This window comes from Streptomyces sp. NBC_01314, from assembly GCF_041435215.1.
GTDB lineage: Bacteria > Actinomycetota > Actinomycetes > Streptomycetales > Streptomycetaceae > Streptomyces.
Map to the genome: position 1 here is coordinate 2,558,269 of NZ_CP108394.1, position 14,343 is coordinate 2,572,611.

The window sequence follows — 14,343 nt, forward strand, 5'->3', positions numbered from 1 at the left end:
CTCGGCAAAGGTCTTGCGCGGACAGGGAGTCTTCCATGCAGACGAACCGGCGCACTCGTAGTGCCACCACGACGAACTCGCCGGCCGTCGGTAGATCACGGCGAAACCGCAGGTAGGAGCCGTGTTTTCCACTCACCCAGCGATCGAGTCCCGGACAGGCCGCCCGGTTTGCCGTGGACCGGGCTTCCTGCCGGACACCGTGTCGGCCACCTCGACCGACTCCACGGACGCACCTTCCACCGAGGAGAACATCAACTCTTCGAGCTGCAGCCGTACTCCGTTCGCAGAGCAGCACTGTTGGCCACAGCACACCCAACCCGGAAGATTTTCGGGCGACCTCCAACGCCCTCACGGGGAGTCAACAGTCACGCTGCGTACGCGACGTCCTTGTGCTCGCCCGCCGACGCGTCAACGTCCGGCGGGCCCTCGTCCGTCACCGACGGTGCACTTCCTCAGTGTCAGGCGTAACGGTTCAGGTCGTGGAAGAAACCGGGGACAGGGGTCACCAGGCCACGGTGGGTCGCCTCGCTGTAGACGTGCGCACCCACGGCCAGGTCGAGCACGCCGAGTCCGAACGGCGAGAAGACCACCGGGCGATCGGCGCGGATCTCGGCCTTGCCCTCCAGCACGTCGTAGAGGGTGCCGTCGATGAACGAACGGTCTCCCGTGGCCTGTTCGGCGAGGTGGGGTGAGGTCTGCGCCTTCAGGCAGTGTTCGACGTCGTCCACGATGTTGGTGGCGGACAGGATGATCTCCGGCGAGAGGTCCCGCAGGGAGATGTGGAGCACCGTCGGATTGTGCGCGAACCAGTCCACGTCCTTGATGTGGGGTTCCGCCGCCGTGGTGGCGAAGACGATCAGCTCGGAGGCGCGGACGGCGGTCTCGGCGTCGTCCAGGACGTTCACCGTGCCGCCGTGTCCTGTGCCCGAGACGTAGTCGGCGAAGCTGCGGGCGTATTCCGGGGCGTGGTCGTAGATGTTGATGGCATCGAAGTCCCAGCCGGTGCCGGACAGATACTGGTGGATGTAGCGGGCGATCAGGCCGGTGCCGACGAAGGTGACGCGGCGCGGGCGCTCCCGGCCGGTGTGCAGCCGGTCCGCGGCCAGCGCGGCGGACGCCGCGGTGCGCGTGGCGCTGATGATGGAACTCTCCAGGCACGCGAACGGGTAACCGGTGTCGTGGTCGTTGAGGACCAGGACAGCCGAGGCCCGGGGCAGCCCCGAGGCGATGTTGGCCGGGAAGCTGGAGATCCACTTGATGCCGTCCACTGCGAACTCGGCGCCCAGGGACGCGGGCAGCGCGATGATGCGGGAGTCCGGCCGGTCCGGGAAGCGAAGGAAGTAGCTGGGCGGGTTGACGGTCTGCTCCCGGCCGTGGGCCGTATAGGCCCGGGCGATGAGGTCGACGACGTCCTGCTCACGGCCGACGAGGACGTCGTGCACGGTGGCTCCGCTGACGACGGAGAAAGGAGGGACAGTGGACAAGGCGTAGCTCCTCGAATGAACGGAAAACGAACGGGGTGGTCGGGGCCGGTTCTCAGCCGTTGGCGGTCGGCTCCTGCTCGGCGCTCTTGGGTGTGCCGTCCTCGGCCCGCACGCGGCCCTCCCACAGCGCCAGGGCGACGGTTGCTGCCAGCGTGGCGCAGAACAGGCCGCTCTGGTACGGCAGCCGATGCAGGGCCAGGGCCAGCACGCCGCCCATCAGGCCGGCAGCCACGGCGCGCTTGCTGGTGAAGCAGGAGACGACCAGGCCGATGTACGTGGCGTAGATCGCGAAGTCGAGTCCCAGGCCGTCGATGCGTGTGACGTCCTTGCCGAACACGTAGCCGACCAGAGTGCTGGAGAGCCAGCCGACGTACATCAGGACCGACGCGGCCAGGACGTACCAGTGCTGCTGGCCGCGCCGGTCGTCGGTGGCGTTCTCGTACCGCTTGGCGGCCAGCACGTAGATCGCGTCGATCATGCCGTAGGCCAGTACGGCCCGCCACAGCGTCGGCAGATGCCGGACCTTCGCCGACAGGGCCGCCGAGTAGAACACGTGCCGCATGTTCACGACCAGGCAGGTCGCGACGACGAGGAACCAAGCCGTGCCGGACGCCATGAGGCCCGTGGCGATCATCTGGGCGGAGCCGCCGTTGACGAGGGCGCTCAACAGCATGGTGTCGAGCAGACTGAGGTCCGCCTGCTGTCCGACAGCGCCGAACAGCAGCCCGAAGGGCAGGGCACCGAGTGCGAGGGGGGTCGCGTCGCGGAGTCCGGTGCGGATCTCCCGCCCACGGCTCACCGGCCGGGCGGGTGTGGAGGATGTGCTCATCGTGGACTCCGTCACAGCAGGAACTTGGCCAGGGCGAACGCGGCGACGGCGGAGGCGAAGACGAGGAAGAAGTTGTCCTTCTTGAAGACGCCCACTCCGAACCCGACCAGCGCGCCCACCAGATAGGGCGAGAGCCAGCCGGGGCCGTCGTCCGGGGACGGGGCGAGGATGACGGACGGCACGATGATCGCCATCAGGACGGCGGGCATCACGTAGGGCAGGGCCCGCTCGATGCCGCCCGGCAGCTGCTCCGGCTTGAGCGGTCCAAAGAAGCAGAACCGCAGGGCGAACGTCACGGCGCCCATGAGCACGATGGTCACGGTGGTCACGAGGTCATATCCCCAGACCTGCGCGGAGGGCGGCGGCGATCCGCTCGGGGTGGGTCGCGTTGAGGTAGTGGCCGCCGTCGGCGCCGACCTCGACCCGTACGGCGTCACTGAACAGCTCCCAGTTGCGTGCCGTCTCCTTGTGGCCCTGCGCCAGTGGGTCGTCCTCGGCCAGCAGGACGGTGAGCGGGCAGTCGAGGCGGCTCGCGGGCAGCGTGGACAGGGCTTGGTGCAAGGCGCGCGTGGCCTGGGCCGTGTCGTACTGGAAGGCCCGGGCCAGGTCCGTTCGCTCCTTGGCCCCGAGGCCGGCGATGTCCTGCAGGCCAGTGTTGTCCACCAGCCAGGTCAGGATCTCCTCCTCCGACATGTCGACCACCTCGTTCGAGGCGTGCGCGGAGGGGTCCACGGACTTGAGTAGCTTGGCGATCACGAGCAGTCCTCGCACGTCCACTTGGCGCTCGCGCAGCCGGGGCACGGTGGCGAGGCCGAGCGCGGATCCGGCGCAGTGGCCCAGCAGCAGGACGGGGGTGTCGACCGAGCGCTGTATCTCCTCGGCGAGTTGCTCCGCGAGCTGTTCCACTGGGACGGGAGCGAAACTGTCGTGTCGGGTACGTCCGGGCAGTTCCACGCCGAGCACGCGGACCGGCGCCCCCGCCTGGCCGAGTTCCCTGGCGAGGGCGACGTAGCTGACCGCGCTGCCTCCCGCGAAGGGAACACACACCACGGTCGCCCGCGGCCGGTCGCCCGCGCCGCCCGCGGCCGCGGTGAGGTCGACCAGGAGGTCGCGCTGGGTGCCGGTCTGCCGCACGAGCCCTCGTGCCAGATGCCGTGCCGTGGGCCGGGCCAGCAGGTCCCGCAGCGAGATACGGCCTTCGGTGGCCGCCGCGACCTTCATCGCGGCCAGTGAGTGGCCACCGATCTCGAAGAAGTTGTCGGTGACGCCGACGGTCTTCGGGTCATGGCCCAGCACCTCGGCGAACAGGTCCCGTACCAGCCGCTCGTCCTCGTCCGCCGGGGGCACGACGTCGGTGCGGCTGACGGCGGCCAGGTCGTGGCGGGCAAGGGCCTTGCGGTCGACCTTGCCGTTCCCGGTGAGCGGGAACTCCGTCATGCGCACCAGGATCTCGGGGTGCATGTAGGCGGGCAGCGAAGCCGACAGACCGGCGTGGAACGTGGGCAGGTCGGGCTCCGCCGTACCGCAGTAGAACGCCACGAGCCGCTTCTCGCCGCGTAGTTCTCGGGCCAGGGTGACGGCACCGTCCACTCCGGGCAGCCGTTCCAGGGCGCTGTCGATCTCGGACAGCTCGATGCGATGGCCGCGCACCTTGACCTGGTGGTCGACGCGGCCCGCGCAGTCCAGGTTGCCGTCGGGCAGCCAGCGCCCCACGTCGCCAGTGCGGTACATGACCTGCGACCGGTCATCGAGGGTGTTGGCGACGAAGACCGCGGCGGTGCGCTCCTCGTCGTTGACGTAGCCGAGTCCCACACCCGCGCCGGTTACACAGATCTCGCCGTAACCGCCGATGGGACGCGGCGTGTCATCGGAGCCCACGATATGGATGCCGGTGTTGACGACCGGCCGTCCGACGGGGGTCCGGGTGTCCTGCACCGGGTGCTCGATGACGTGGTGCGTGACGTCGTCTGATGCCTCCGTGGGGCCGTAGGCGTTGACGAGCGGGACGTCGTAGCGCGCGAACCAGCGGCGTGTCAGGCCGGGCGGCAGGGGCTCGCCCGTCACCATGTTGAACCGCAGGTCGGGCAGGCCGGCCGGGCGCTGCTCGACCTCGGTGAGCAGCGCGTCCAGGTAGGAGGGAACGACTTCGAGAATGGTGATGCCGTCCTCGCGCAGAGCCGCGAGGAACGCACCCGCCTCGACGATCTCGTCCTGCCCGTAGATCACGGTGCTGCCGCCGCACATCCAGGCGACGAGCAACTGCCACACCGAGATGTCGAAGCACTGGGTGGCGATCTGCGCCACCCGGTCGGACTTGGCGAGCTTGAGGTCGAGTTCCTTGGCCAGCAGGTGGTTCAGCATGCCCGAGTGGCGGATCGTCGCGCCCTTGGGCTCCCCGGTGGAACCGGAGGTGAAGATGATGTACGCGACATCGTCCGGACCCGGCCGGGTGGCGGGCTCGGCCGGAGCGACCGAGGCGGCCTGCTCATAGGCGAGGACCTCGATGCCGTCGAGCCTTTCGTCCAGCACGCTCCGCAGGCGGGCGGCATCCTCGTCGGCTGCGACGACATGGCGGCAGCCACTGCGGCGGAGCACGGAGGCGATGCGGTCGGCGGGGTAGGCGCGCTCCTGCGGCAGGTACACGACGCCGCTCTTCAGCAGGGCGAGGACGGTCACTGCCCAGGCCGTGCCACGCGGCAGCATGGTCGTCACCACGTCACCGGCGCGCACACCCCGACTGGCGAGGAAGGCGCAGAATCGGTCTGACTCCTCGTCCAGTTGGGCGTACGTCAGGCCCCGCTCACCATGCCTCACGGCGATGGCGTCGGGATGGCGCCGGACCGACGCGGCGAACGCGTCGACGAAGGTGCCCTCGGGCAACTCCATCCGGGGCCCACCACTGAACCCCCGCAGCAGGGCCTGTTCCTCAGCGCTCATCAGCGAGGTCGCGCCGAGCGGCTGGTCAGGCTCGCTCGCCAGCAGGGTGAGGGCCTGGGCGTAGTAGCTTCCCATGCGTGCTGTCTGAGCCGCGTCGAGGACGTCCGGGTGGTAGTGGATGCTCAACAGCACCTCGTCGGAGACCGCGTCCTGGGAGAACTCGGCACGGAAGGGGAACTCCGTCTGCGCATTGACGACAGAGCGGACCAGAGCAAACCCGTCCCGCTCCCCCAGGCTCTTCAGCACGTGGAAGTGAGTGAAGTTGAAGACCGTCTCGAAAAGCATGTCCCGACTGCCGACCGCGCGCTTGATCTCCGCCATGGGGAAGCGGCGGTGCGGCAGCATGTCGCTCTCCGCCTCGTATGCCGAACGCGCCAGGTCGGCCCAGGTGCCGTCGTCGGGCAGACGCAGCCGAAACGGCACGGTGTTGAGGAACAGGCCGGGGACGGTCTCGCCGCCCTCCGTCTCCGGGCGTCCGGAGTGCTCGTAGCCGGTCAGGACGTCGTTCGTGCCGGCGACGAAACCGAGCACCGCGGTGTGCGCGGCGAGCAGCAGCGACTTGACCGGAAGGCGCAGCTGGTGGGCACGCTCGATCAACCGCGCGGACAGCCCCTCGGGGAGGCCGACGTCATGGATGACGACCTCGGGCAGGTCCTCGCCCGGCGGGGTCTGGGCCCGGTGGCGCGGCAGCTGGGTGCTCTGCGCGTCCGTCATCAGGTCCAGCCAGAAGGCGCGCTGCTCGCCGGAGTCCAGTGCCTGTCGCTCCAGAGAGATGAAGTCGCGGTAGGACACGTCGTACGTGGGAGCCTCGGGCTCGCGGCCGTCGAGCAGGGCGAAGTAGGCGGTGAAGAGGTCGCGGTGGATGGTGTTGACGCTCCAGCCGTCGAGGGCGGCGTCGTGGTAGCTGAGTGAGTACTGGAACTCCTCGGGTCCCAGCAGGTGCAGGTGAACGCGGACCAGGTCGGAGGTGCCGTCGCCGAAGCCGGCGCGCAACTCCTGCCGCGAGAAGTCTTCCAGGGCTGCCTGGCGTTCGGCGGCGGACAGCGTGCGCAGGTCGTGCACGGTGAGCGGGGACGGGACCTCGGCGTGCACGACCTGAATCGGCTCGCTGAATCCGTGCAGGTGGAACGAGGTGCGGAACACCGCATGACGGCCCGCGACATGCGCGACGGCCCGCTCGAACAGGCCGACGTCGACGCTCTCGCCGACGGGGTAGCTGAGGATGTCGTGGTAGAGGCCTTCGACATCGCTGCGGGCGGCCTCGTAGATCAGGCCGATCTGCAGCTGGGACATCGGGTAGGCGTCGACCGAGCCCGGTGGCAGGGCCGCACGGTCCGCCGGGGTGAGCAGCGCGAACGGCTCGACGGCGACCGGGGCCTCGTTTCCGGCCCCGGCGGCTTCCCCGGCCTCGGCGACGCCGGCGAGTTCACCCACGGTCGGGTGGGCGAACAGGTCCTGGAAGGAGAACCGCAGACCGGCGGCACGAGCCCGGGCCAGGACACCGATGAACTTGATCGAGTCGCCGCCGAGGGCGAAGAAGTTGTCGTGGACGCCGACCGTCTCCACGCCGAGGACCTCGCTCCAGATGACGGCGAGTGCCTGCTCGGTGGAGGTGCGCGGCGCCACGACGGGAGCCGCGGCGTCCGAGCCGGTGGCCGTGGTCGTGGGCCGCGGCAGCGCCTTGAGATCGCGCTTGCCGTTGTGGTTGGTCGGGATGGCGTCGACCTCGATGATGTGCTGCGGAACCATGTAGGACGGCAGTTCCGCGGCGAGGTGCCGGCGCAGCGCGTCAGTGTCGAAGCCGGCTGAGGCGACCACGTAGGCGGCAAGGGACTTTTCCCCTGAGGTGTCCTCCACCGCGGTCACGGCGCAGGTGGTGACTCCCGGGCAGACGCCCGCGACATGCTCGATCTCGCCCAGCTCGATGCGGTATCCGCGAATCTTGACCTGCGTGTCGATGCGGCCGAGGTATTCGATCATCCCGTCGGACAGCCGACGTGCCAGGTCACCCGTGCGGTAGATACGGCTGGCCGGCTCGAACGGATGGAGTGGGAAACGCTCCTCGGTCAGCTCGGGTGCGTTGAGGTAGCCGCGCGCCAGACCCACTCCGGCGATGCACAGCTCGCCCGGGGTACCCAGCGGGGCGTGTGCCCCGTCGCGTGTAAGAACGTAGAGGCGGATGTTGTCGATGGGGCGCCCGATGGGAATCGACCGGGTGCTGTCCACCGTGTCGCACGGCTGGTGGGTGACGTCGACGGCAGCCTCGGTGGGGCCGTACAGGTTCACCAGCCGGGCATGGGCGCCGATGACCTTCTGGAACAGTTCGGCGTGCGCGACGGCGAGCGCCTCACCGCTGGCGAAGACCCGGCGCACGGTGCTCAGCGGGCCCTCGGTGCCGGTCGCCGAGACGTACTGGAGGAAAGCGTTGAGCATGGGAGGCACGAAATGCAGCGTGGTCACACCGGCCGTGACGATGCGCTCCACGATCCGCTCCGGGTTCTTCTCCTCGCCGCCCGGCAGGGTGACCACGGAGGCGCCCGCGAGGGACCACCAGAAGATCTCCCACACGGAGACGTCGAAGGTGAAGGGCGTCTTGTGCAGGACGACGTCGTCGCCGCCCAACGGGTAGGCCCGCTGCATCCACCAGAGGCGGTTCACGATGGCGCGGTGTTCGACCATCACGCCCTTCGGCCTGCCCGTGGAGCCGGACGTGTAGATGACGTACGCCAAGTCATCGGGCCCGCTCAGAGGTTCGAGATCGCGCGGGTCGAGGGTGTCGTCGTAGGCGGCCGTCACCTCGACCGTCCCGCGGTCGGCGACGACCTCGCGGGTCTCGTCCGTGGTCACCACCAGGGCGGTTCCGCTGTGGTCGAGGATGTAGTCGACGCGGTTTCGCGGCAGGGTGGGATCGACCGGCAGATAGGCGCCGCCGGCCTTGAGGATCGCGTAGATCGCGACCAGCATGTCCTTGGAGCGCGGCACGCACACGCCCACGACGGTGCCGGTCTGTACGCCGCGAGAGCGCAGCACACGGGCGAGGCGGTTGGCAGCCGCGTTCAGCTCGCCGTAGGTCGTGCCGTCGTCGGCGACGGCGATCGCCGACGGGTCGCCGGAGGACCGTTCCTCCAGGAAGCTGTGCAGCGTCCGGGTGTGCGGGAACGGTGCCTCGGTATCGTTGAACTCGCCGGTGATCGCGGCGATTTCGGCCTCGTCGGCGGCGAGGTGTGCCGCGAGAGGGGCTGCGGGGTCGGCGAGCAACACGGCGTACAGCTGGGCGTAGGTGTCGGCGAGCCGCTGGGCGGTGCCGGAGGTGAACAACCGGGGGTCGAAGTGGACGGCGACCCTGTCGGCCCGCACATCGAACAGGACCGGGCAACCTGCCTGTTCGGCATGGTCCGGCGTGAGCTGGGAGTCCAGCGTCAGCATCATGTCGCTCGGCTGCTGCTGCTCGTGCCGCAGGAGCGCCTGCACGGGGATGTCGAGGTGCTCGGCCGCCTCCAGGTAGCGCGCCCGAAGCGCAGTGAGCAGGTCGCGGCCGGTCTGATCGGCCGCGACCGGAACCGAGAGCGGAACGGCTGTGCCGGCGACCGGAACGAAGACGGTCACGTCCTGCCGGTCGGTGGCGCGGGCGGCCAGCAGCGCGAGCACTGCGCCGGCCAGCACCCGCTGCAGCATCGGGTCGCCGCTGGTGAGCTTGTCGGCCGCCGCGACCGCCGAAGGGGGGATCGCTGCCTGCACCTGCCGGCCGGCCTCGGGATTCCGGCGCAGATGGTCCCGGACCAGAACGGTCGGCTCGGTCCACGCATGCCGCTGTGCCCGCCAGTAGGCGGCCTGCTCGGGGTGGGCGCGCAGCGCCTGCTGAAGTGCAATGACGTTACTCATGTAGCGGTCCCTAGAAAGCGAAGTCGGTGGCAGGTGCGGTGAGCACGGCCGTCGGCGGCTCGGCGGACCTGGTTGCCGGCGGGAATACGGGAAGACCGGGACGGTGCAGCACCTCGTCGAGGGCGGCCACGATCTGCTCCAGCAGGGACTCCGCCGACTGCCGCGTGAACAGAGCGGTTGAGTACTCGAGTTCGAGGCGCAGCCCCTGCGGGCGCTGGTATGCTTGCAGGTTGAGGTCGAAGCGGCTGGTGCCGGGATGCAACAGCGAGACCGTGACGCGACGCCCGTGCTTGCGGAAGACGTGGAAGTCGATGTTCTGGAGCGCGAAGAAGGCGTCGAAAAGCGCGTTGCGGCTCAGATCCCGCTGAGGCGCCACCTGCTCCACCAGCCGGTCGAACGGATAGGCCTGGTGGGTCAGCCCGCTGCGGTGCTCACGGCCGGCCTGGGCCAGCAGGTCACCCAGTGTCGCGCTGTCGTCGACCTGCAGGCGCAGCGCAACCGTGTTGACGAACATGCCGATCACACGGTCCAGATCGGGATGCACCCGCCCACTCATCGGACAACCGACGACAAGTTCCCGTTGCCCGCTGAGCCGGGCCAGTACGGTGGCGTAGGCGATCAGCAGGACGGAGAAGTCGGTGACCGAGTGAGCGGCGGCGCAACGACGCACTGCGTCCTGACACGCCGTCCCCAGCTCGCGTCGCACCACGGCCCCCCGGGTGCTGCGGATGGCGGGACGCGGGTGGTCCGTCGGCAGGTCCAGGGGCGGCGGTGCGTCCCGGAACCGCTCCAGCCAGTACGCACCGTCCCGCGCGAACCGACCGGCCTCCAGCTCTCCGTCCAGCCACCGGCCGGCCGCGGCGTAGGTGGCGGCTGGTTCCTCGGGCCGGACGCCGACGTAGAGGTCGAGGAGTTCGTCGACCAGGAGCGCGAGCGACACCCCGTCGAAGACGATGTGGTGAACGTCCAGATAAAGGCGGTCGTCACGGTCCTCGTCCTGCACGAGCAGAGCCTGTAGCAGCGGGCCGTTCCCCAGGTCGAAGGGGCGGACGAACCGGGCGACGACGTCCTCGTCCGTGCGCGCCCCGGAACGGGACAGGACCTCGAGCGGCACGTTCACCGCGCCCTGGACGACCTGCCGCACCTGGGGCCCGCCCTGAGCGTCCACCTCGGTGACGAAGTGCGTCCGCAGAGCGTCATGACGCCCCGCCAGCTGCCGCAGGGCGGTCCGCAGCCGCTCGGGGTCCAGGTGCCCGCTCACGTCCAGACGCGCCGGGATGTTGTACGCGAGCGACTCCTCGTCGAGCTGCCACAGGGCGTACAGGCCACGCTGCTGAGGATGCAGGGGCAGGTCACCGCCGGCCGGTATCTCCGCGATGGCAGCGAAGGCCTGAGGCTCGCCCTCCGCCACGCTGCGCGTCATGCCGCGCAGCGTGCGCGTGGCGAACAGCTCCTGGAAGCTCAGCGCCACACCCAGCACGCGCCCGATCCTGCCGATGAGGGCTCCGGCTGTGATGGATGTCCCGCCCAGCTCGAAGAAGTCGCTGTCCGGGCCGATCAGCTCGGGTTCGCGGTGCAGCACCTCCGCCCAGAGAGCGGCCAGCTTCTCCTCCTCGGGGCTCAGCCGCCCGGTAAAGGGGCGTACGGAGGCAGCCGGAGCGGGCAGCCGGGTGATGTCCACCTTGCCGTTGGTATTGAGCGGCAACCGGGGGATCCGCACGATCCGCTCCGGGCACATGTACGAGGGGAGACGGCGCCGCAGCTCGCTGAGCACGATGTCCTCGTCGCCCTCTTGGTCCGTGACGGCGTAGCTGATCAGCTTCTTTCCCGTTGCGGAGTCCTGGACTGCGGTGTGCGCGTCGCGCACGCCCGGGACGTCCAGGAGTGCACTGTTGACCTCTTTCACCTCAACCCGGTGGCCGCGGATCTTCACCTGGTCGTCGCTGCGGCCGTGGAACGACAGCACGCCCGTGGAGTCCGCGCTGACCAGGTCGCCGGTGCGGTAGTAGCGCTCGCCGTCGAGCGTGAGGAAACTCTTCGCCGTCGCCTCGGGGTTGTGCAGGTAGCCGCGCGCAAGCCCCAGGCCCCCGGTGAACAGCTCGCCGATCTGTCCGGTCGGCACCGGACGCAGGTCGCTGTCGAGAACACGGGTGGTGGTCCCGGCGATCGGGCGGCCGATCGGAATGGCCGACTCGTAGGAGCGCTCGACAGGAAAGACGGTCGTGAAGGTGGTGTTCTCGGTGGGGCCGTAGCCGTTGAGCAGCCGCAGGTCCGGGCAGGCCTCGAGCACCCGGTTCACGTGGGGACAGGAAAGGGCGTCGCCCCCCACCAGGAGCGTGCCGAGGCCCTCGAACAGCAGGACGTCCTCGTCGACGAGCTGGTTGAACAGCGGTGCGGTCAGCCAGAGGACCGTCGCCTGCGCCTGCTTCAGGGCCCGCTTCAGACGCTGCGGGACGACCAGTGTCTCCTGGTCGACGATGTGCAGGACGGCCCCGTTCAAGAGCGCGCCCCAGATCTCGAAGGTCGAGGCGTCGAACTCCAGGGCTCCGGTCAGCAGGAAACGCTCGCCCGGTGAGAACCCGAAGTAGTCGGTGTCCTTGACCAGGCGCACCACCCCCCGGTGTTCCACCATGACGCCCTTGGGGCGCCCGGTGCTGCCGGAGGTGTACATCACGTACGCCAGGGCGTCCGCGGGGACGGCCTGCGGCAGTTCGCTGTCCGCCGACGCGGCGTCCTCGGCGAACAGCTCCGGGAGCGTGCGCAGGACGGTGCCCTCCGGGAGTGCCCGGCGCATGGTCTCGGCGGTCTCGGGGGCACACACCACCAAGGGTGTACGCGCGTCGCCGAGCACACGACTGAGCCGCTCGGCGGGGAAGGCAGGATTCACGGGGAGGTAGGCGCCGCCTGCCAGGACGATCCCGAGCATGCAGACCACAGCGTCCGCGGACCGCGGAAACGCCATGCCGACAAGGGTCTCGGGGCCGACCCCGAGCCCTCGCAGCCGACCGGCCACACGACGTGCCTCTTCGCGCAGTTCCCGGTAGGTCAGCCGGTCGTCGCCGAAGACGACCGCTGTACTGTCCGGCGACTCCTGTGCCTGCTTCTCGAACAGTCCTATGATGTTGTGCTGCTCAGCCATCAGATGACCCCCTGGCCGTCTGCCACCGGTACCGCCACCCGGCGGCGAGTGATCTGCGCGGTACCGCCACCCAGGTCGAACCGGTCCTTGACCCATTCGTCGTCGTAGATGGAATCCAGGTATCGTTCACCGAAATCCGGGGAAATTGCGACGACCGGCATATCGGCCCGTTCCATGGATATTCGATGCATCATTCCCGCGAGTACGGTTCCCGTGGATCCGCCGAAGAGATAACCGCGCGCGGCCATGGTCCGGCACATGCGGATGGCGTCCTCTTCCGGAACCATGATGATCTCGTCTATGACGCTTTCATCGACGATCTCCGGGCGGCGGCCCGTTCCGAGTCCGGGAATATGTCTAGGCCCGGGCGGTCCGCCGAACGTCACGGAACCGGTGCTGTCGACGCCGATGATTTTGGCCGGATGCCCGACCTGCTTGAGATAACGTGCGCACCCGGTGAGCGTGCCGGTCGTGCCCGCTCCGATGAACACCATCTCCGCGTCGGGGCAGGCATTCGCGATCGACGGGCCGGTGGTCTTGTAGTGAGCGATCCAATTGCTGTCATTGGCGTACTGGTTGAGCCAAAGTACGTCCGGTTCGCGTGCGCAGAGGTCGGCGACATACCGCAGGCGGGCCCCGAGCAGGCCTTCGACAGGATCTGGCTCGTCAATGACGACGACATTGGCCCCGTACACCCGCATGAGGCGGAGGTTGCGTTCGTTGCAGCGGTTGTCGGTGACGCAGGTGAAGTCGTAACCACGATCGGCAGAGATCATGGCGAGCGCCACACCGAGGCTGCCCGAGGACGACTCGACGATGCGGCCACCCGGCCGCAGGAGTGCGGACCGCTCCGCGGAATCAACCATCTCAACCGCAGCCTTGACCTTCACGGAACCTGTGAGGTTGAGGCCCTCGCATTTCAGATGCACACGCCGACCAAGGGACCGCGAAAGGTCGAGGTAAATACCGTCCGGAATGTATTCCGACGGGGAAGCTATTAAATGAACACCAGCGGAAGTTTGGGGAATTCGATCCCTTGGCACCCCATGGGTTATTCCTGTCATCACTTTCCGATTCAACCGCACTACGGACGCCACACCGCCCTGCCGAGAGGTCACGGCCACACACGGAACGGAGGGCACTCGTACGGCAGAGACCAGAAAACTGTAGCCGGGCGATCCTGTGAGGTGCGCACCCGAATGGCTTGAAACATTCACAGTGAACCTATGATCGACTACCCCATAGGCGTCGCATCAGGAGCATTCAGATGAGAGAAATAAAACCGACATGCCGCCAATGTCTCATGACTGAGTGTGACCAAGGGGGCACGTGAGGTTGGGAACCCCCTTGGGAATGGGATTCATTCGAGGGTGGGCAGCACCCCGACCCGCGCGCCGCGGGATGCACACTTACTGAAACCCTGCGCGTTCGCGACGCTCCGACAGCGCGCTTTTCTGACCGATTCCTGAGGGTAGTGACTGTGCAACCGCGGGTAACATCCGCTCCCGGCGGACGGGCGAGGTGCTGAAACTGCTGGGTGGCGAGTGGGCTCCGGAGGGGTTCGATGCCGCCACGCTCCACGCCCGGTCGCTGCTTCAAGAGGACGTCGCCGCACGCGTCCGCGACGCCTTCCTCGTTTCCTGGGCAGCCCGGTCGGCCTCGCCGGCGAAGCGACCATGTGCGCCCAACTGCTCCAGACCGTGGCCCGCGGCGACAACCTGGCCTCGAAGACCAGCTCCGGAACTGGGCCGGGGAGATCCGCCACCGCTGACCGAGCTCCCCCCGCGCCTTCACGCGTGCCGAGTTGATCAGCCCGCCCACCCGATGTCACGGACCTCGATCGCTCCGGCGTGCGGCTTGTACTGGATCCGGCACTGCCGCCCGAACGCCTCCAGGATCTCCTCCACGGAGCCCGGGGCGAGCATCGGGCAGGCCCGCGGACCCATCCGCGCGACCTCTACGAGCGTCAGTCGCGTCGGGGCCGGGACCACCGACGAGCCGCCTTTCGGCCGCTGGCTCCGTGAGTTGGGATGCGGGCCCTCGGTGAGGTACCTCTCCAATCCACGGGCACC

7 protein-coding genes are annotated in these 14,343 nt (G+C 68.7%); all 7 read right to left on the minus strand.

All coding sequences use genetic code 11. From position 1 onward, the window contains the following. Window positions 1-458: 458 nt before the first annotated feature. Window positions 459-1,484 (minus strand): 2,3-diaminopropionate biosynthesis protein SbnB, encoded by a 1,026-nt coding sequence (sbnB, locus tag OG622_RS11330; RefSeq protein ID WP_371575404.1) that lies wholly within the window; start codon window positions 1,482-1,484, stop codon window positions 459-461. 52 nt (window positions 1,485-1,536) lie between these two features. Further along, window positions 1,537-2,313, minus strand: a complete 777-nt coding sequence (locus OG622_RS11335; RefSeq protein ID WP_230216886.1) for an AzlC family ABC transporter permease — start codon at window positions 2,311-2,313, stop codon at window positions 1,537-1,539. Window positions 2,314-2,324: 11 nt separating this feature from the next. Continuing rightward, window positions 2,325-2,642, minus strand: coding sequence for an AzlD domain-containing protein (locus OG622_RS11340; protein WP_230216884.1), 318 nt, complete (start codon window positions 2,640-2,642; stop codon window positions 2,325-2,327). Between the two features lie 4 nt (window positions 2,643-2,646). Beyond that, entirely contained in the window at window positions 2,647-9,132 is a 6,486-nt protein-coding gene (locus OG622_RS11345; RefSeq protein ID WP_371575406.1) for an amino acid adenylation domain-containing protein, read from the minus strand. A 10-nt stretch (window positions 9,133-9,142) separates the two neighbouring features. Further along, on the minus strand, window positions 9,143-12,271 hold the full coding sequence (locus tag OG622_RS11350; protein WP_371575408.1) for an amino acid adenylation domain-containing protein: 3,129 nt from the start codon (window positions 12,269-12,271) through the stop codon (window positions 9,143-9,145). Continuing rightward, window positions 12,271-13,335 (minus strand): 2,3-diaminopropionate biosynthesis protein SbnA, encoded by a 1,065-nt coding sequence (sbnA, locus tag OG622_RS11355; protein ID WP_371584068.1) that lies wholly within the window; start codon window positions 13,333-13,335, stop codon window positions 12,271-12,273. Before sbnA ends, OG622_RS11350 begins: the two co-directional genes overlap by 1 nt. 744 nt (window positions 13,336-14,079) lie before the next feature. Next, window positions 14,080-14,262 carry a hypothetical protein gene (locus tag OG622_RS11360; protein WP_371575410.1) on the minus strand — a complete coding sequence of 61 codons (183 nt, stop codon included), beginning with the start codon at window positions 14,260-14,262 and terminating at the stop codon, window positions 14,080-14,082. Window positions 14,263-14,343 lie beyond the last annotated feature (81 nt).